General features: G+C 70.8%; 17 protein-coding genes. 5 read left to right on the top strand and 12 right to left on the bottom strand.

Annotated elements, in window-relative coordinates; translation table 11 throughout:
* Window positions 1-29: 29 nt before the first annotated feature.
* Window positions 30-3,512 (top strand): indolepyruvate ferredoxin oxidoreductase family protein, encoded by a 3,483-nt coding sequence (locus V5F59_RS17115; RefSeq protein WP_393976410.1) that lies wholly within the window; start codon window positions 30-32, stop codon window positions 3,510-3,512.
* 87 nt (window positions 3,513-3,599) lie between these two features.
* Here V5F59_RS17115 and V5F59_RS17110 read toward each other — a convergent pair whose 3' ends face one another.
* The 8 genes from V5F59_RS17110 to V5F59_RS17075 all read right to left on the bottom strand — a co-directional run bounded on the left by V5F59_RS17110 (window position 3,600) and on the right by V5F59_RS17075 (window position 9,991).
* Window positions 3,600-4,541 (bottom strand): prephenate/arogenate dehydrogenase family protein, encoded by a 942-nt coding sequence (locus tag V5F59_RS17110; protein ID WP_393976409.1) that lies wholly within the window; start codon window positions 4,539-4,541, stop codon window positions 3,600-3,602.
* Window positions 4,538-5,662, bottom strand: a complete 1,125-nt coding sequence (gene hisC / locus V5F59_RS17105; protein ID WP_393977056.1) for a histidinol-phosphate transaminase — start codon at window positions 5,660-5,662, stop codon at window positions 4,538-4,540. Before hisC ends, V5F59_RS17110 begins: the two co-directional genes overlap by 4 nt.
* A gap of 52 nt (window positions 5,663-5,714) precedes the next feature.
* The gene (locus tag V5F59_RS17100) at window positions 5,715-6,581 is read right to left on the bottom strand and encodes a chorismate mutase (protein WP_393976408.1); all 867 of its coding nucleotides are present in this window, start codon (window positions 6,579-6,581) and stop codon (window positions 5,715-5,717) included.
* A gap of 72 nt (window positions 6,582-6,653) precedes the next feature.
* Window positions 6,654-7,046: a hypothetical protein gene (locus V5F59_RS17095; RefSeq protein ID WP_393976407.1), complete on the bottom strand. Its 393-nt coding sequence runs from the start codon at window positions 7,044-7,046 to the stop codon at window positions 6,654-6,656.
* 83 nt (window positions 7,047-7,129) lie between these two features.
* Window positions 7,130-7,663, bottom strand: coding sequence for a hypothetical protein (locus V5F59_RS17090; protein ID WP_393976406.1), 534 nt, complete (start codon window positions 7,661-7,663; stop codon window positions 7,130-7,132).
* A 10-nt stretch (window positions 7,664-7,673) separates the two neighbouring features.
* A complete protein-coding gene (locus V5F59_RS17085; protein ID WP_393976405.1) occupies window positions 7,674-8,057 on the bottom strand; it encodes a VOC family protein in 384 nt (127 codons plus the stop codon).
* 27 nt (window positions 8,058-8,084) lie between these two features.
* Window positions 8,085-9,308, bottom strand: coding sequence for a dual-specificity RNA methyltransferase RlmN (rlmN, locus tag V5F59_RS17080; RefSeq protein ID WP_393977054.1), 1,224 nt, complete (start codon window positions 9,306-9,308; stop codon window positions 8,085-8,087).
* Between the two features lie 161 nt (window positions 9,309-9,469).
* The gene (locus V5F59_RS17075) at window positions 9,470-9,991 is read right to left on the bottom strand and encodes an invasion associated locus B family protein (RefSeq protein WP_393976404.1); all 522 of its coding nucleotides are present in this window, start codon (window positions 9,989-9,991) and stop codon (window positions 9,470-9,472) included.
* 367 nt (window positions 9,992-10,358) lie between these two features.
* Here V5F59_RS17075 and V5F59_RS17070 point away from each other — a divergent pair, with 367 nt between their 5' ends.
* Window positions 10,359-11,339 (top strand): NADPH:quinone oxidoreductase family protein, encoded by a 981-nt coding sequence (locus V5F59_RS17070; protein WP_393976403.1) that lies wholly within the window; start codon window positions 10,359-10,361, stop codon window positions 11,337-11,339.
* Between the two features lie 98 nt (window positions 11,340-11,437).
* Here V5F59_RS17070 and V5F59_RS17065 read toward each other — a convergent pair whose 3' ends face one another.
* The 4 genes from V5F59_RS17065 to V5F59_RS17050 all read right to left on the bottom strand — a co-directional run bounded on the left by V5F59_RS17065 (window position 11,438) and on the right by V5F59_RS17050 (window position 15,056).
* A complete protein-coding gene (locus V5F59_RS17065; protein WP_393976402.1) occupies window positions 11,438-11,857 on the bottom strand; it encodes a YkvA family protein in 420 nt (139 codons plus the stop codon).
* Between the two features lie 43 nt (window positions 11,858-11,900).
* Window positions 11,901-12,434, bottom strand: coding sequence for an RNA 2',3'-cyclic phosphodiesterase (gene thpR / locus V5F59_RS17060; protein ID WP_393976401.1), 534 nt, complete (start codon window positions 12,432-12,434; stop codon window positions 11,901-11,903).
* A gap of 228 nt (window positions 12,435-12,662) precedes the next feature.
* Entirely contained in the window at window positions 12,663-14,264 is a 1,602-nt protein-coding gene (locus V5F59_RS17055; RefSeq protein WP_393976400.1) for a DUF3300 domain-containing protein, read from the bottom strand.
* Between the two features lie 129 nt (window positions 14,265-14,393).
* Window positions 14,394-15,056 (bottom strand): GyrI-like domain-containing protein, encoded by a 663-nt coding sequence (locus V5F59_RS17050; RefSeq protein ID WP_393976399.1) that lies wholly within the window; start codon window positions 15,054-15,056, stop codon window positions 14,394-14,396.
* 265 nt (window positions 15,057-15,321) lie between these two features.
* Between V5F59_RS17050 and dapF the strand changes: the two genes are divergently transcribed.
* The 3 genes from dapF to ftsY are packed head-to-tail and all read left to right on the top strand — an operon-like array spanning window position 15,322 to window position 18,807.
* Window positions 15,322-16,179, top strand: a complete 858-nt coding sequence (gene dapF, locus V5F59_RS17045) for a diaminopimelate epimerase (protein ID WP_393976398.1) — start codon at window positions 15,322-15,324, stop codon at window positions 16,177-16,179.
* The gene (gene mtaB / locus V5F59_RS17040) at window positions 16,179-17,465 is read left to right on the top strand and encodes a tRNA (N(6)-L-threonylcarbamoyladenosine(37)-C(2))-methylthiotransferase MtaB (protein ID WP_393976397.1); all 1,287 of its coding nucleotides are present in this window, start codon (window positions 16,179-16,181) and stop codon (window positions 17,463-17,465) included. Before dapF ends, mtaB begins: the two co-directional genes overlap by 1 nt.
* 19 nt (window positions 17,466-17,484) lie before the next feature.
* Window positions 17,485-18,807, top strand: a complete 1,323-nt coding sequence (gene ftsY / locus V5F59_RS17035; RefSeq protein WP_393976396.1) for a signal recognition particle-docking protein FtsY — start codon at window positions 17,485-17,487, stop codon at window positions 18,805-18,807.
* The last annotated feature ends 4 nt before the right edge of the window (window positions 18,808-18,811 follow it).

Raw genomic sequence — 18,811 nt, 5'->3', positions numbered from 1 at the left:
CGCGTGCCGCGCCTGAGCCGGAGGCGCCCATGGCCCTGAAGCCCGTGTCCCTCGACGACAAATACAACCTCTCCCAGGAGCGCGTCTTCGTTTCGGGGACGCAGGCCCTCGTCCGCCTCGCATTGATGCAGAAGGAGCGCGACCGTCGCGCCGGCCTCAACACGGCCGGCTATGTGACGGGCTATCGCGGCTCTCCCCTCGGCGGGCTCGACCAGCAGTTCCTGCGCGCCGAGAAGATCCTCAAGGCCAACGACATCAAGTTCCAGCCGGCCCTCAACGAGGATCTCGCCGCCACCGCGCTCTGGGGCTCCCAGCAGGCCGAGCTGCGGGGCGAGGGCAAGTATGACGGCGTGTTCGGCCTCTGGTACGGCAAGGGGCCGGGCGTCGACCGTTCCGGCGACGTGTTCCGCCACGCCAACAATGCCGGCACCTCGCGCCACGGCGGCGTGCTCGCCCTGATGGGCGACGACCATACCGCGGAAAGCTCCACCACCGCCCACCAGAGCGAGTTCCATTTCGTCGACGTGATGATCCCCGTGCTCAACCCGGCCGGGGTGCAGGAGATCATCGATTACGGCCTCTACGGCTGGGCGCTCTCGCGCTTTTCCGGCACCTGGGTGGGCCTGAAGGCGGTGAAGGACACCATCGAGAGCACCGGCATCGTGGATGGCCGCCTCGACCGGGTGCGCATCGAGCCGGCGCTGGGCTTCGAGATGCCTCCGGGTGGCCTCAACATCCGCCTCGGCGACACGCCCCTGGCGCAGGAGGAGCGGCTGCAGGAATACAAGCGCGATGCGGTGCTCCACTTCCTGCGCGCCAATCACCTCAATCGTTTCATCACCTCCGGCGGATCGCGCCCGCGCATCGGCATCGCCACCGTGGGCAAGTCCTATCTGGACGTGCGGCTCGCGCTCGACGAGCTGGGCATCGACGAGGTGCGCGCCAATGATCTCGGCATCCGCATCTGGAAGGTGGCCTGCCCCTGGCCGCTGGAGACGCAGGGGCTGATGGAGTTCGCCCGCGGCCTCGATCTCATCATGGTGGTGGAGGAGAAGCGCTCCCTCCTCGAGGTGCAGGTGCGCGAGGAGCTCTACGGCACCGCCAACCAGCCCGTCTGCATCGGCAAGAAGGACGAGGAGGGCAAGTGGCTCTTCCCGGTGAAGGGCGCGCTCGACCCGAACGACATCGCGATCCAGCTCGGCCGGCGCCTGCTTGCCTACGGCCACATCCCGGACATCGCGGCGCGTGTCGCCGAGCTGGAGGAGGCCCAGCGGGTGCTCGCCGCCACCTCCGACGTGGCGACGCGCATCCCCTACTTCTGCTCCGGCTGCCCGCACAACACCTCGACGAAGGTGCCCGAGGGCATGCGCGCCTACGCCGGCATCGGCTGCCACTACATGGTGCAGTGGATGGACCGGTCCACCACCGGCTTCACGCAGATGGGCGGGGAGGGCGCCAACTGGATCGGCGAGGCCTCCTTCTCCAACCGCGGCCACGTGTTCCAGAATCTGGGCGACGGCACCTACAACCACTCGGGCTATCTCGCCCTGCGGGCCTCGGTGGCCGCCAAGGTGAACGTCACCTACAAGATCCTGTTCAACGACGCGGTCGCCATGACCGGCGGCCAGAAGCACGAGGGCGACCTCACCGTGCCCGTCATCGCCCGGCAGGTGGCCGCGGAAGGCGTCGAGCGCGTGGTGGTGGTGGCGGACGATCCCTCGAAATATCCGGCGGGCGCCCTGTGGCCGGCGGGTCTCACCATCCGCCACCGGGACGAGCTCGACCTCGTGCAGCGCGAGCTGGCGGAGATCCCGGGCGTCACCGTCCTCATCTACGACCAGACCTGCGCCGCCGAGAAGCGTCGCCGCAGGAAGAGGGGGCTCTACCCCGATCCGGACACGCGCGTGCTCATCAACGAGCGCGTCTGCGAGGGCTGCGGCGATTGCGGCGTGAAGTCCAACTGCGTCTCCGTGCAGCCGCTCGAAACCGAGTGGGGCCGGAAGCGCGAGATCGACCAGTCTTCCTGCAACAAGGACTATTCGTGCATCAAGGGCTTCTGCCCCTCCTTCGTCAGCGTGCACGGCGCGAAGCCGAAGAAGATCGCCGGCGCGGCGGGCGGCGCGGGGGACTGGCCGGAGCTGCCTGAGCCGGCGCATCCCGAGATCCACGGCACCTACGGCATCATCGCCACCGGCGTGGGCGGCACGGGCGTCGTCACCATCGGCGCCATCCTCGGCATGGCGGCGCATCTGGAGGGCAAGGCCTGCGGGATGATCGACATGGCCGGCCTCGCGCAGAAGGGCGGGGCGGTCTACAGCCACATCCGCCTCGCCAACGATCCCGCGGACATCACCGCCATCCGCGTGCCGGCGCGCGGGGCCGACGTGGTGCTGGGCGGCGACCTGGTGGTAGCGGGCACCAAGAAGGTGCTGGCCGCGGTCAAGCCCGGCAAGACCATCGTGGTGGTGAACACCCACGAGGTGCTCCCCGGCGACTTCACCCGCAACGCGGACTATTCCCTGCCCACCGAGCGCATCAAGCGGACCATCCGCGAGGCGGTGGGGCCGGACATGACCCACTTCATCGAAGGCAGCCGGCTGGCCCAGGCGCTGTTCGGCAATGCGCTGGCGCAGAACATCTTCATGGTGGGCTATGCCTATCAGTTCGGCGCCCTGCCGCTCTCCGCCGAGGCCATCGAGAAGGCCATCGAGCTCAACGGCGAGGCCGTGGCCATGAACAAGGCCGCCTTCCTGTGGGGCCGCAGGGCTGCCCACGATCCGGCGGCGGTGGAGGCCATCGCAACGCCGAGGGACGAGGTGCCGAGCGACGCCCGCCGCCTCTGCGCCAGCCTCGACGAGGTGATCGACCGGCGCGTCAAGGAACTGACGGCCTATCAGGACGCAGCCTATGCCGGGCGCTACAAGGTGCTGGTGGACAAGGTGCGCGCCGTGGAGGCTGCGCAGGCGCCGGGGCGCGGCGGCCTTGCCGAGGCGGTGGCAAAGAACCTCTTCAAGCTCATGGCCTACAAGGATGAATACGAAGTCTCACGCCTCTATGCGGACGGCGCCTTCCTCGCCCAGGCGAAGGCCGCTTTCGACGGTGATCTGACGTTCGAGTTCCATCTTGCCCCGCCGCTCTTTGCCAAGGTGGACCCGGCCACCGGCGAGCCGAAGAAGGTGAAGCTCGGCCCGTGGATGCTGCGCGCCTTCGGCCTCCTTGCGAAGCTGAAGGGCCTGCGCGGCACGCCCCTCGACATCTTCGGCTACACGGCCGAGCGCCGGACCGAGCGGGCGCTGATCGCCGAATACGAGCGGACCGTCGCGGAGCTGGTCGGACGGCTCGATGCCTCGAACCATGCGGTGGCGGTGGCCATCGCCTCCATCCCCGAGAAGATCCGCGGCTTCGGCCATGTGAAGAGCCGGACTCTCCAGGCCGCGAAGGCCGAGGAGACCCACCTTCTCGCCCAGTTCCGTGCCCCGGCGGAGGTGCCGCCGGCGGTGGCGGCGGAGTAGTGCGCCGGTGGATGGTCCGGAGTGGATGCCCCGGACAAGCCGGGGCATGGCGGGCAGGTAGCCTGCAGGCTGCGGTAGCGGGAGCCGTCAGCTGTCCTCGTGCCTCGGCTTTTCCGCCGCGCGGCGGCCGAAGTCGGGGGCGGCGGTTTCCTGGCCCTGCTCGATGATGGAGCGGCGGATGGCCCGCGTCCGGGTGAAGTGCTGGAACAGGGCGTCCCCGTCGCCATAGCGGATGGCCCGCTGCAGGGCGGTGAGGTCCTCGGTGAAGCGGCCGAGCATCTCCAGCACCGCCTCGCGATTGTGCAGGAACACGTCGCGCCACATGGTGGGGTCGGACGAGGCGATGCGGGTGAAGTCGCGGAAGCCGCCGGCCGAGAACTTGATCACCTCGGAGGTCAGCGTCTCCTCCAGCTCCGCCGCCGTCCCCACGATGTTGTAGGCGATGAGGTGCGGCACATGGCTGGTGATGGCGAGCACCAGATCGTGGTGCTGGGCGCTCATCACCTCCACGTTCGCCCCCGCCGCGCGCCACAGCGCGACGATGCGCTCCACCGCCGCCGGGTCCGCGCCTTCGGGCGGGGTGACGATGCACCAGCGGTTCTCGAACAGGGTGGCGAAGCCCGCGTCCGGCCCGGAAAACTCGGTGCCCGCCACCGGATGCGCCGGCACGAGGTGGGCGTGGGCGGGCACGTGGGGCGCCATGGCCTCCAGCACGGAGGCCTTCACCGAGCCCACGTCCGAGACGATGGCGCCGGCCTTCAGCACGGGTCCGATCTCGGCCGCCACCGCGCCGGAGGCGCCCACGGGCACGCAGGCGACGACAATGTCGGCGTCCTTCGCGGCTTCCGCCGCATGGGTCGTCACCTCGTCGGCGAAGCCGAGCTCCCGCACGCGGGCGCACACGCCCGGGTCGCGGTCGGCCACCGCGATGATGCCGGCGAGGTGCTTCTCCCGCGCGGCGCGGGCGAGGGACGAGCCGATGAGCCCCGCCCCGATGATGGCGAGGCGGGGAACGAGCGGTCGGGTCACTGCGTGGCGTCCTTGGGGGCTGCTCCGGCCATGAAGTCGCGCAGCGCTTCCACCACCAGGCGGTTCGCCTCTTCCGTGCCCACCGTCATGCGCAGGGCACCGGGAAGGCCGTAGGAGGCCACCTGGCGCAGCACCAGCCCGCGCTTCGTCAGGAAGGCGTCCGCCTCCCTCGCCGTGTGGCCGGGGGTGTCCGGGAAGTGGATGAGCAGGAAGTTGGCGACCGAGGGTGTGACCTTCAGGCCCAGTTCCTCGATGGCCTGGGTCAGCCACGGCAGCCACTTCTCGTTGTGCGCCACCGCCTTCTCCACATGGGCCGCGTCGGCGATGGCGGCGGCGCCCGCCAGCAGGGCCGGCGTGTTCATGTTGAAGGGGCCGCGCACGCGGTTCATGGCGTCGATCACATGGGCCGGGCCCACCGCCCAGCCGATGCGCAGCGCCGCAAGGCCGTGGATCTTGGAGAAGGTGCGGGTCATCAGCACGTTGTCGGCGGTCAGCGCCAGCTCCAGCCCGGTCTCGTAATCGTTGCGGCGGACGTATTCGGCATAGGCCGCATCCAGCACCAGCAGCACGTTGGAGGGCAGGCCCACGTGCAGGCGGCGCACCTCGTCGAACGGCAGATAGGTGCCGGTGGGGTTGTTCGGATTGGCGAGGAAGACCAGGCGCGTGCGCGGCGTGACGAGGGCGAGCAGCGCATCCACGTCGGCCGTCAGGTCGCGCTCCTTCGCCACCACCGGGGTGCCGCCGGCGGCGAGCGTCGCGATCTTGTACACGAGGAAGCCGTGCTGGCTGTAGATCACCTCGTCCCCCGGGCCCACGTAGGCATGGGTCACGAGGTTGAGGATCTCGTCCGAGCCGGCGCCGCAGATGATGCGGGCGGGGTCGAGCCCGTAGGCCCTGGCGATGGCCTCGCGCAGCACGGTGGCGGAGCCGTCCGGATAGTCCTCCAGCCGGCGGCCGGCGGCGGTGAAGGCGGCGACCGCCTTCTCGCTCGGGCCGAGGGGGGTTTCGTTGGAGGAGAGCTTGAAGACCTTCTCCACCCCCGGGGCGTGGCTCTTGCCGGGCACATAGGCCTCGATGGCGAGCACGCCGGGCCGCGGCTCGGGGCGGCCGGGAGCGGGGATGGGGTCTTTCAGCACGGCGGACATCTCGACTTCACTCCAGAATCGTTCTTCCTCACGGCCGCGCGGCGGCCGCCTGCTCCCCAACCCGGTGGATGGCGGCATGGCTGCCCACCTCGGAAACGGCGCGGATGCCCACCCCGGTCTCGATGAGCGCCGCCGTCACCTCCTCCACCTGATGGCCCGGGGGAAGGGAGGCGAGCAGGGCGGCGCCGTCGAGGGCCTCATCCGGCGCCACCACCACTTCGGCGAACGCCGGTATGGCACGGCCGGCGGCCGCGCTCCAACCTGTCACCCGCAGCGAATAGACGCGCACCTCGCGCACCGCCGCATCGGCGATGGGGTGCGAGACCACGAAGACGGGCAGGCCGGCGGGATGGTCTGCCCGCTCCACGAAGGGCAGGCGGGCGATGATCTTCGGCGTGCCCTCGCCCTCCAGGGCCGTCCACCACGGATCGCCGCCGGAAGGGGAGTGGGCGGCCGCGATGAGCCCGAGGTCGCCCTTCGAGCCTTTCACCGCATCGATGACCCCGCGCGCGCCCATGTGGGGCACGAAGGGTACGGTGAAGCCGAAATGGAAGCGCGCGCTGTCCCGCATGGCCGGCTCGCCGACGGCAAGGTCGGCGTGCACGCTGTAGGGAGCCTGCACATAAGTGAAGGTGGCGATGATGACGCGCCAGATGCTCTCCACCGTGTCGAGGGGCAGGAAGCCGGCGTGGCGCTCCACCAGGCGGCGCATCATGTCCGCCTCGCGGGCGGGGCGGAAGGCCGAGCTGCCCTCGGCGCCGGCCGTGCGCTTCACCTGCACCAGTCGGTCGATGATCTCGCTGCGCTCCATGAGGAGGCGGTGCATGGCCTCGTCGAGGCGGTCGATCTCGGCCCGCAGGTCGGCGAGGGAGAGGGGGGCGTCATTCTGGGTCATGGCATTCGCGCGCGGGTGGAAGGGGGAGGCTTACCGGGAACACGGCGAGGACGCAAAGGATAGTTGGTCCGCTCAGGCCTCGTCCGGGGTCCGCAGGCCGGCGGTGCGGCCGGCCATCGCCCAGTAGACGAGCCCGCCGATGCATCCGGCGAGGAAGAGGTCGGCCGCCACGCGCCATTGGATGGGATCGCCGAGATGCTCGGTGACGAACGACAGCAGCAGCCAGCCGAGGACGGCTCCGGCACCTCCGGCGAGGACATGCGCCAGCGGGCGGCGCACGCGGTGGCGCTCCGAGGCCGCGATCCAGGCCGCCGCGGGCAGCAGCCCGCACACGGCCGCGACCAGGTAGCCCAGTCCGCCGGAGACGATGGCGACCATGTAGATCAGGGCCATGCCGGCCGGCCAGCCCACATGCTCCGCGATGAGGTCCATCACCCCGCCGATGGCCGGGAGCGCGCTGACCATGACAAACGTGCCCGCGAGATACGCCAGGACGAGGCGCCAGAACCTGCGGACGCGGCTGCGCGGCTGCGGCTCGGCGGGCGGGCTCATTGGGGCGGCGGCAGGGGCGCGCGGGGCGGCTCGGGGGCCCCGGCGGGCGGAGGGAGGCGGGCGGCGCGCTCGGCCGCCGAGCGCAGGATGGGCTTGAAGAAGCCGGCGGTGGAGCCCGCCACCAGCCAATAGGCCAGCCCGCCGGCCAGCCCCGCCGCGACCACGTAGAAAGGATCCTCCGTCACCCCCGGCGCGCCGAGGGCGGGTGTGAAGAACTGGGCGCCGATCCAGGCGGAGACGACGCCGTTCGCCACATGGAACATCCACGAGCGGATGGCGAAGGCCTCCGAGAACAGGATGCCCACCGCGGCCACCAGCCACATGACGGTGAGCAGCAGGATCAGCACCGTGACGGAGGTGACGATGGCCACCACGAAGCCGATGGCCGCATCGTCGGGGCGGGTGGTCTCGAACAGGGTGCCGATCCGCCATTCGCCGATGAGGATCACGCAGGCGCCGGCGATCACCGCCGCGAAATAGCCGAGCGGCACCAGGAGGAAGCGCAGCAGCAGGCGGGCGAGGTTGTCCATCGGCGCCCCGTCACTCCGGATTGTGGCAGACGGCTTCCACGTTGAGGCCGTCGGGGTCGAAGACGAAGGCGCCGTAATAATGCGGGTGGTAATGGGGCCGAAGCCCCGGCGGGCCGTTGTCGCGGCCGCCGGCGGCGAGGGCCGCCTTGTAGAAGGCGTCCACGGCGCCCCGGTCCGGGGCGGTGAAGGCGATGTGGGCATGCACGGTCGGGGGGGCGCCGACGCCGATCCAGAATTCGGGCTTGCCGGCGCCGAAGCCGATATAAGTGGCGCCGCCCTTGCCGTCGTCCCCCGCCTCCATCGCAATGCCATAGCCCAACGGCGCGAGGGCCGCGAGATAGAAGGCGCGCGAACGTGCCACGTCGCGTACCGAGATCCCGACATGGTCCAGCATGGATCGTCTCCGGCAGAGGGGTGGGCGCTACTCCGCCTGCGCCATCATGGCGCGCAAGGCGAGGCGCTCGCGGGCGGAGAGCTTCTCGCTCTCGCTCTTGAGCTGGCCGCAGGCGGCGAGGATGTCGCGCCCACGCGGCGTGCGCACCGGGCTTGCGTAACCGGCGCGGAACACGATGTCCGAGAAGCGCTCGATGGTCTCCCAGTCGGAGCACTCATATTGGGTGCCCGGCCAGGGGTTGAACGGGATCAGGTTGATCTTGGCCGGCACCCCTTCCAGCAGCTTCACCAGCGCCCTGGCGTCGGCGGGGCTGTCGTTCACGCCCTTCAGCATCACATATTCGAAGGTGATGCGCTTGGCGTTGGAAGCGGCCGGATAGGTGCGGCAGGCCTCCATCAGCTCCTTGATAGGGTACTTCTTGTTGATGGGCACCAGCACGTCGCGCAGATCGTCGCGCACGGCGTGGAGCGAGATGGCCAGCATCGGGCCGACCTCGGAGCCGAGCCGCTCGATCTCCGGCACCACGCCGGAGGTGGACACGGTGATGCGCCGCTTGCCGAGGCCGAGGCCGTCGCCGTCGGACAGGATCTCGATGGCTTCCTTCACGCTGTCATAGGCATAAAGGGGCTCGCCCATGCCCATGAAGACGATGTTGGTGACGAGCCGTTCGCCCTCGGTGGGCAGGCCCGGACCCACGGCGCGGTCGCGGCCGGGATAGTCGCCGAGGCGGTCTCGGGCCACCATCACCTGGGCCACGATCTCGGCGGCGGTCAAGTTGCGCACCAGGCGCTGGGTTCCCGTATGGCAGAACGAGCAATTGAGGGTGCAGCCCACCTGGCTGGAGACGCACAGGGTGCCGCGGTCGCTCTCGGGGATATAGACGGTCTCGATGTCGTGAGGCTTCTCGCCGGGATGGTCGGCGGGAAAGCGCAGCAGCCACTTGCGGGTGCCGTCCTGCGACACCTGCTCCAGCACGATCTCCGGCCGCGCCAGCGTGTAGGTCTCCTCCAGCCGGGCGCGCAGGTGCTTGGAGACGTTGGTCATCTCCGCGAATTCGGTGGCGCCGCGCAGGTAGATCCAGTGCCAGAGCTGGTTCACCCGCATGCGCCGGTCCGATCCCTTCACGCCGATGGCGTCCAGCGCCGCGCCGAGCTTCTCCCGGTCGAGGCCGACCAGGGAGGCGCGCTCGGGCGAGGGGGCGGGCTCGGCCGTTGGGACAAGGGCAGGGGCGGGTTCGGGCAGTGACGTCATGGTGTCACACATAATGCCTTCCGCCGCGGCTTTCCACGGGGAGATTCGCAAGGGGGACCGGCTCCCGGCGCGCAGATGCGGCGGCGGCTGCGGCGGCGGCTCCTGCCGCGGCGCGGCAGGCAGGGGACCGGACGGGCGCCCGGGCAGGGGCGTCGGGGCCCTTACTTGCACTCCTGGGTGGCGCGGTCGATGGCCTGGCCGAGCCCGGAGAGCGAGTATTTGTCGGTGGTCTGGTTGCCCTTGATGGAGGTGGAGACGACCGTCAGGTCCTTGCCCTTGCGCATGGCATCCACCAGCTTCACTTCGTCGGCCACGTTGCGCAGCCAGGCGCCGGTGTCCTTGGTGTAGAGCTGGAGCGTCAGGGAGCCGACGGTGAGGGTCGCGTCGCTGCCTTCCTTGAGGGGGAAGCCGACGGTGACGGTCACCTCGTTCTTCACCTTCTCGGACGGACGGGTGGAGATGAAGAAATAGGCAGGGTCGCGCTTCAGGTTCGCGGGCGTGCGGGTCTTGGGCTGGGACGTGGCGTAGCAGATCTTCGGCGCGGAGGTGGAGACGTAGACCGCCCAGTCCCCGAACTGCGCCACGGCCTTGGACTGCGACTGGTCCTGCGCGGCCGCCGGGGCCGCAACGGCAAAGGCGAGAAACACGCCCAGGAGCGTCGGATGGACACGAGCAAGCGTCATGGCTTTTCCTATTCGCTGGGGCCTTGAGGGCGCACCGGGTACCGGACAGGGGTGGCCCGCGTGTCGGGTAGCGGCGCAGGCGGACGAAAAAATGGCGTTCACCTCTTGCCTTTTCCTAAACCGAAGCCTCCATCCGGCTCAATGCGGACGGCGAGATTTTCGGGGTTTTCGAGGCTTTCCGGGCCTTCGCGGGGCATCTTCGGCCCCTCGGGCGCGGCGGGAGCGACCTGATGACGCTCGCCGGGCTACCGTTGCGAAGGCCTGTTTAGCGACAGGTTCTTCGCCATTGGGTTAATTTTTGGTAATCCCGCCGTCCCGGCACCCGTCCGGCCGAGCCGAATGACCTTCACACGCGAGGCATGCCTTCATGAAAGCGGTTGTGTGCGAACGCCACGGTCCAGCGGATCTTCTCGCCGTGCGGGAGATCGACGAGCCGGCCCCCGGGCCGGGCGAGGTCCTCGTGGAGGTGAAAGCGGTCGGCCTCAATTTCTTCGACACGCTCATCATCCGCGACATGTACCAGGTGAAGCCGGACCTGCCGTTCTCGCCGGGCGCCGAGTTCGCCGGCCATGTGGCGGCTCTGGGCGCGGGGGTGGAGGGCTTCTCGGTGGGCGACCGGGTGTGCGGCTACATGACCTACGGCGCGGCGCGCGAGCGCGTGGTGGTCAACGCCGCCTTCCTCGCGCGGGTGCCGGACACCCTGGATCTCGTGAGGGCGGCCGGGCTCATCGTCACCTACGGCACCGCGCTCTATGCCCTGCGCGACCGGGGCGAGCTGAAGGCGGGGGAGAGCCTCGCCGTGCTCGGCGCCTCGGGCGGCGTGGGGCTGGCGGCGGTGGAGCTGGGGCGCATCATGGGGGCGCGCACCATTGCCTGCGCCTCATCGCCGGAAAAGGTGGCCTTCGCCCGCGCCCACGGGGCCGACGTGGGTTTCGACTATGCCCAGGGCGACCTCAAGGGCGCCCTGAAGGCCTTCGGCGGGTCGCGCGGCCTCGATGTGGTCTATGATCCGGTGGGCGGGGAGATGGCGGAGCAGGCGCTGCGCGCCCTCGGCTCCCTCGGCCGCTTCCTGGTGGTGGGCTTCGCTTCCGGAGAAATCCCGAAGATCCCGCTCAACCTGCTGCTGCTGAAGAATTGCGACGCCCGGGGCATCGCCTTCGGCAACCATGCGCGGGCCAACCCGTGCTGGCTGCGCGACGCCATTGCCGAGCTGATGGGCCATGCCGGGGAGGGGCGGATTTCCGCCCATGTGGACAAGACCTTCCCCCTGGAAGCCTGCACCGAAGCCCTGGGCGAGATCGCCGGGCGGCGGGTGAAGGGCAAGGTGGTGCTCACCACCGGGGCCTGAGGCACGGCCCTGAGCCAACGGCCCCGGTCTTGGACCGGCGCCGGCAGGCTGTGGCTCACGCGTCGCGAGGGCCTACCCCCGCGGTCGATGAGCGAGGCTCACCGGCTGCTGGCGTCAGTGTCCTTCTGCGTCTCCAGCCTCCCGAGGGCGTCGCGGGCGGCGGCGTAATGCTCGGGGGTCACATGGCCGGAGAGCAGCCGGAGCGCGCCCAGCAGCACGGCCGCATCGTCGCCGAAGCCGATGAGGGGCAGGAAATCCGGCGCCAGGTCGAACGGCAGGATGAAATAGGCGAGCGCGCCCAGCAGGGTGGCACGCACCTTCAGCGGGGTATTGCGGTCGAACGCGGCGAAATAGGCCGCCACCGCATCCTCCGCGAAGGGAATATGCGCGGCTGCGCCCTTCAGCTTGGTCCAGAAACGTCGGCGCACGCTGGCTTCATCGCGTGCCGCCTGGGCCTGTTCGTCAGGGGAGAGGCCGTCCGGACCGAAAGCGTCGCCGCCGAGGGTGGTGGTGTTCATGCCCCATGATTTGGGGACCCTTCGGCGCCCTGCAAGGGCCGCCTCACAGCAGCGGGTAGGCGGCTTCCACCAGATACGGGCCGCCGCCCACCGAATCGCGGGACGAGAACAGCACGAAGCGCGGTACGCGGAAGGTCTGGCTGCGGTAGGGGCCCCGTGTCGCGAGGTAATCAGCCACCTGGCGGGAGGAGGCATCCCGCAGGCGGGCAAGGGTGACGTGGGGCTTGTAGTTGCGCCCCTCGGCACCGAGGCCGATGCGCTGCATCAGCCGTTCCTGCTCGGCGTGGAGCTCCATGAGGGCGGGGCTGCTCTTCACGGCGGCGAACACCGCGCGTGGCTTGTGGCCGCCGAACTGGTCGAGCCCGTCCAGCATCAGGTCGAAGGAGGGGCGTCGCACCTGGCCGAGGGTGAACATGATCTCGCGGGCGGTGGCGTCGTCCACGTCGCCCACGAAGCGCAGGGTGACGTGGTAGTTCTCCGGATCGATCCAGCGCGCCCCGGACAAGCCGCCGCGCAGCATGGAAAGGCCGAGCCCCACGTCATGGGGGATCTCGATGGCCGTGAACAGTCGCGGCATGGGTCCCTCCGCGATGGGGTCTTCGGAGCGTCCGGCCGGAGCCGGCTGCGCTGCCGCGCCACGGAGCATGCCCGGCGAGGCGGCAACGTCTTCAGTGAAGGAGATTCGCGCGCGCAAGAAAAGGGCGTGGGCGGTAAATGACGTCTCCAGAAAGGGGAAATCCGCCCGTGGGGGCGGATTTCCTGCTGTTTGGGCCGCGGTCGCGCGTCCGGTTTTCCGGATGCCGCGTCAGCGGTTCCGGTCCACGCGCCCCTGCGGCCGGGCGCGCTGCTGCTGGGGCCGGGCCCTCTGCTGGGGGCGCACCTGCTGCTGCGGCCGGACCCTCTGCTGCGGGCGGGCCTGCTGGGGCCGGACCTGCTGGGGCCGGTTGCGCTGGGGCTGCGCGCGGGGGCGCTGCTGGGCCGGACGCTGGACGTTGGGCCGGTTCTGGCCGGCCGTCGGCCGCTTCGGCCGGTTCTGCCCTGCGGCGGGACGATCGGGCCGGTTGGGACGATTCGGCCCCACCGCCGGTCGCTCGGGCCCGCCGGGCCGGTTCGGTCCGGCTCCGGGGCGGCCGGGAACGCCGGGGCGATCCGGCAAGCCGGGCCGACCGGGACCGACACCGGGCTGGCCGGGAACACCGGGCCGACCGGGACCCACGCCAGGCTGGCCGGGAACACCAGGCCGACCGGGACCGACACCGGGCTGGCCGGGGAAGCCGGGACGGCCGGGACCGACACCGGGCTGGCCGGGGAAGCCGGGCCGGCCGGGACCGACGCCGGGCTGGCCGGGGAAGCCGGGCCGGCCGGGGCCCGCACCGGGGCGGTCGGGGAAGCCGGGACGGCCGGGCCCCCAGCCGGGGCCACCTGGGCCGCCTGGGCCACCGGGCCCCCAGCCGGGGCCACCGGGGCCGACGGGCGGGCGCGGACGCCACGGCCCGGGACCCCACGCCGGCGGGCGCACGCCGGGACCCCAGCCCCAGTAGGGCGGACGCTGCCAGCCGGGAGGAACCACCCAGACATTGTTCCAGCCGCGGTTGTTCCAGCCCCAGCGGTTGTTCCAGGCCGAGCCCACCAGCACGCCGGTGCCGAACAGCAGGGCGCCGGTGGCGAAGGTGGTGAACACCTCCGAGCTGTCATAGGTCGGAACGTAGATGCGCTCCGGGTTCGACGGGGCGATGTAGATGGTGCGCTGGCCGCCGTCCTCTCGGGTGGTCACCACCTGCTGCGGCGTGGACTTCAGGTTGCCCACACTCTGCGCCTTGGCGCGCAGCATCTGGATGGTGGTGGAGACGTCCTGCGGCTGGCTGGTGAAGGCGAGGCCGATGGACTCCGTCCACTCCATGTGGTCGTGCAGAAGGGTGATCACGTCGGGAAAGCGGGCGAGGGCCTTCACCGAGGAATCCCAGTCCTTCGCGTCCACCTCGGTGAAGTTGCGGTCCTGCACCAGTCGCGGATTGGCCTGGATCCAGTTGTAGGCGTCCAAGACCTGCTCGGGGAACAGGGTGGCGGGGAACAGGATCGCCAGCAGCGGATCGGGATAGAGGGCCACCGGGCCGAAAATGTATTCGAGCTCCGAGAGCGTATAGACGGGACCCGTCTGCTGCTGCGGATCGGTCGCAGGCGCGGCCTGCTGCAGGGGCGGTGAAATGGGGGCGGGCTGGTCCACCGGCGCGACGGCTGGCGGCGCTGCCGGCATGGCAGGCGCGGGCTGCCCCGCGGGATCGGCCGGTGGCGTCTGCGCCAACACCGGATAGACCGCTGTGGACCAGCCGAACACGGCCGCGACCGCGATGCGGGACCAGTTCCCGGTCCGCCCCTGGCCGCAGCTTCTCAATGAAAGACCTGCCATTCGGCTCTCCTTGCGCGCTTCCGGCGCATTTCCGCACGGCGCGTGGAAAGCGCCGCCAACGTCAAGCTGGCGGAAACGTAGCTCATTCCCGCCATGCAAATCTTTGATACGTCGCAGAAGTGGGCGCCCTTACGGCAACGGGACGAGAATGTCGATTTCGAGCGCCTCGGGCGAGGCGGTGGTGAGGTCGGTGCGGTACTGCTCGATGTAGAGCGTGTTCTGCTCCACGTTCTTCTCGTCGAGGTAATTGGCGATCTGCTCGTAGGTGTTGTCCATGTCGGCGAACGAGCCGGCGTGGGTGAAGCGCATCACCTTCCCGGCGAAGGAGGCACCGAGCTTCATGTCGCCCTGCGGCTTCTGGGTGGTGGTGCCGGAAAAGGGCAGCTGCACTTCATAGTCGAACCCGAGGTCGTCGCTGGACGTATAGGCCACGAAGGCGTCGCCGCTGCGGGTGAGGCCGAGGCGCTTCAGCTCGGCATCCGCCTGCTTCAGGCCGGCCACGAGCTTGTCATAGGCCTCTTCCCATGTGGCGTGCCCGCCCAGGGTCAGGACCGGCACCGGGGACAGGGTGATCTCCTGCGGGTTCAGCGATCGTCCCGAGGGGGCGACTGGCACCGTTTCCACCGCCTTGGGGTCGATCGGCGTCTGTGCCGGCTGCGGGGTGGGGGGCGGCGCGGCTGGGCTGGCCGGCGGGGTTCCGGCGGCTGGCGGCGTCGCGGGCGCCTGCTGGGCTCGGAGCGGCAGCGCGCCGGCGCTCAGCACCGCGGCGCCCAGAAGCGCGCATCCCGCCATCCGCCCCATCCTCGACCTTACCGAACGCAACCCGGGCATGTGTCCTTCTCCCCCACCGGCGAGGCGGTGATTCGGTTTCTAGCATGATCCGAAGACGCCCCGGAGGAGCTACTTTTGAGGCGGCGTTTTGGAGGCGGCAAGCGGACGCAGTTGCGGCAGCTTTTCCTTCGCGCGCGCCGGGGGTGGCGCGGACGGGCGATCGGCGCCATATAGAGCCTTGCGCCCGCGCGCCTTTGCCCCGCTTCAACCTTTTGTGAACCTTGCCGTGAACCCGCTCGCCCATCGCCCATTCGTGAAGATGAACGGTCTCGGCAACGAGATCCTCGTCCTTGACCTGCGTTCCGATCCGGTGGAGGTGCCGGCTGCCGCCGCGCGCGCGCTGGCGCGTCCCGCCATCCTGCCGTTCGACCAGGCGATGGTGCTCTACCCGCCGCGACGGGAGGGGACCGCGGCCTTCGTGCGCATCCTGAACTCCGACGGTTCCTTCTCCGCCGCCTGCGGCAACGGCACCCGCTGCATCGCCGCGCTCGAGGCCGAGGCGACCGGCAATCCGCACGTGGTGTTCGAGAGCGAGGCGGGCCTTCTGGACTGCCGCCTGCGCCCGGACGGTCGGGTGGAGGTGGACATGGGTGCCCCCCGCCTCGGCTGGGCCGAGATTCCGCTCGCCCGCGACGTGGGCGACACGGCCTGCGTCGTTGTGCCGGGCTACGAGGCGCTGGGGCCAGCCTGCTTCGTCAGCATGGGCAATCCCCACGCCGTGTTCTTCGTGCCGGACGCCGACGCCGTGGATGTGGAGCGCCTCGGGGCCGCGCTGGAGCGTCACCCGCTGTTCCCGGAGCGGGCCAACATCTCCTTCGCCAGCCTCACGGCGCCGGACAAGATCCTGCTGCATGTGTGGGAGCGCGGCGCCGGCCGCACCCGCGCCTGCGGCACCGCCGCCTGCGCCACCGGCGTCGCCGCGGTCCGCACCGGCCGCGCCGGGCGCGCCGTGACCGTGACGCTGCCGGGCGGTGACCTGGAGATCCGCTGGCGGGCGGAGGATTCCCACGTCCTCATGACCGGCCCGGTGGAGCATGAATTCTCCGGCACCCTCACTCCCGCGATGCTGGAGGAGGCCGCCTGATGGCGGCCCATGACCAGCCGCGGGGGGCGGTGCGCGTCCTCAATTTCGGCTGCCGCCTCAATGCCTTGGAGGGGGACGGCATCGCCCGTGCCGCCGCTGGCGCCGGCGTCGGCCGGGCGCTGGTGGTGAACACCTGCGCGGTGACCGGCGAGGCGGTGCGCCAGGCACGCCAGGCCATCCGCCGGGCCCGGCGCGCGGAGCCGGACCTGCGCGTGGTCGTCACCGGCTGCGCCGCCCAGACCGATCCCGATGCCTTCGCCGGCATGGACGAGGTGGACCTGGTGCTCGGCAATGCGGACAAGTCGGGCGCCGCCACCTGGGCCGCCGCCCGCGCAGCACTCGATTTCGGTGTCTCGTCCGAACAGAAGGTGCGGGTGCAGGACATGTCCCAGGTCCGCACCGCGACGCCGCACCTCGCCGACCGGTTCGAGGGGCACACCCGGGCCTTCGTGGAGGTGCAGAACGGCTGCGACCATCGCTGCACCTTCTGCATCATTCCCTATGGCCGCGGTCCCTCCCGCAGCGTGCCCATGGGCGCGGTGGTGGATCAGGTGCGGCGGCTCGTCCGGAACGGCCATCGCGAGGTGGTGCTTACCGGCGTGGACCTTACCGCGTATGGCGCGGACCTGCCGGGCACGCCCACCCTCGGCCGCCTGGTGCGGGCCGTGCTCTCCGGCGAGCCGGAGCTGGCGCGCCTGCGCCTGTCCTCCATCGACGCGGTGGAGGCGGATGGCGAGCTGATGCGCGCGCTGGCCGAGGAGGAGCGGCTGATGCCGCATCTCCACCTCTCGCTCCAGTCGGGCGACGACCTGATCCTGAAGCGCATGAAGCGCCGCCACTCCCGCGCCGAGGCGCTGGCCTTCGTGGACGCCTTGCGCCGGGCGCGGCCGGACATGGTGCTGGGGGCGGACATCATCGCCGGCTTTCCCACCGAGACCGAGGCGCAGGCCCGTGCCACCCGTGCCTTCGTGGCGGAGGCGGGCCTGGCCTTCGTGCATGTGTTTCCCTTCTCCGCCCGGCCCGGCACGCCGGCGGCCCGCATGCCGCAGCTGCCGGCCGCCCAGGTGGCCGAGCGGGCGCTGCGGCTGCGGGAGACTGCGGCTGAGCTGCTGCACCGGCACCTCTCCGCCCAGGTGGGGCGTCGCCGCCGGGTGCTGGTGGAGGCCGGCGGGCGCGGGCACACGGAACATTTCACCCCGGTGCGTCTCTCCCGCCCGGTCGAGCGCGGCAGCCTCGCGCAGCTGCGCATCGCCGGCCACGACGGCGCCCGCCTGATTGCGGCGTGACCCTTCTCAAGGAACAGCCATGAGCCACGAGGATCCCAAGGCCCCCCACAGCAGCGCGGACGCGCCGAAGAAGAAGCGCGGCTTCTGGGGCTGGCTGACTGGCGGCGAGGAGACCGTGGCCGAGGGGCCCGGGGTCGAGGCCCCTCACCCCGCCCCGGAGACGCCGGACGGCCCCGAGCTGGCGGAGGCCGTCGAGCCCGTCGCGGACGTGCCGCAGGAGCCGGAAACGACGGTTTCCCCGGAGGCGCCGGAGCCCGTGGAAGCCGGGCCGGAAGAGCCTGCCGTGGCCGAGGAGGCTTCGGCTGAGGTTCCGGCCGAGCCCCTCGTCTCCGAGGCGGAGCAGCCCTCCCCCGCGCCCGAGGCGCCGGCTGCGGCGCCGGACGGCCCTGCGCCGCTCGCGCCTGCCCCCGCTGCGACGTCCGCCCGGAAGGGCTTCTGGAGCCGCCTCGCCTCCGGCCTTGCCCGCACCGCGTCGAGCCTCGGCCAGGGCATCACCGACCTCGTCTCCAAGCGCAAGCTCGATGCGGAGACGCTGGAGGAGCTGGAGGACGTGCTGATCCGCGCCGACCTCGGCGTGGAAACGTCCATGCGCATCGTGGAGGCCGTGGGCAAGGGCCGGCATGACAAGATGATCTCCCCCGAGGAGGTGAAGAGCCTCATCGCCGAGGAGGTGGAGGCCATCCTCGCCCCCGTCGCCACGCCGCTGGTGGTGGATGCCGCGAAGACGCCGTTCATCGTCCTCATGGTGGGGGTGAACGGGTCGGGCAAGACCACCACCATCGGCAAGCTCGCGGCCCAGTGGGTGGGCGAGGGCCGCAAGGTGGTGCTCGCCGCCGGCGACACCTTCCGCGCCGCCGCCATCGAGCAGCTCAAGGTGTGGGGCCAGCGCACCGGGGCCACCGTCATCGCCCGCGAGCAGGGCGCCGACGCGGCGGGCGTCGCCCATGACGCCATCACCACGGCACGGGCGGAGGGGGCGGACATCCTGATGATCGACACCGCCGGCCGCCTGCAGAACCGGGCCGAGCTGATGGCGGAGCTGGAAAAGGTGGTGCGCGTCATCAAGAAGCTGGAGCCGGAGGCGCCCCACGCTGTGCTGCTGGTGCTCGACGCCACCGTGGGCCAGAACGCGCTCTCGCAGGTGGAGGCCTTCGCCCGCACGGCCGGCGTCACCGGCCTCGTCATGACCAAGCTCGACGGTACCGCGCGCGGCGGCATCCTCGTGGCCATCGCGGCGAAGCACAGGCTGCCGATCCACCTCATCGGCGTGGGCGAGGGGGCGGACGACCTCCAGCCCTTCGCCGCCCGCGATTTCGCACGCGCCATCGCAGGGCTGGCGTGAGGGG

The organism is Xanthobacter nonsaccharivorans, assembly GCF_043194755.2.
Classification (GTDB): domain Bacteria; phylum Pseudomonadota; class Alphaproteobacteria; order Rhizobiales; family Xanthobacteraceae; genus Xanthobacter; species Xanthobacter autotrophicus_G.
This window is presented reverse-complemented; position numbering and strand designations above follow the sequence as displayed.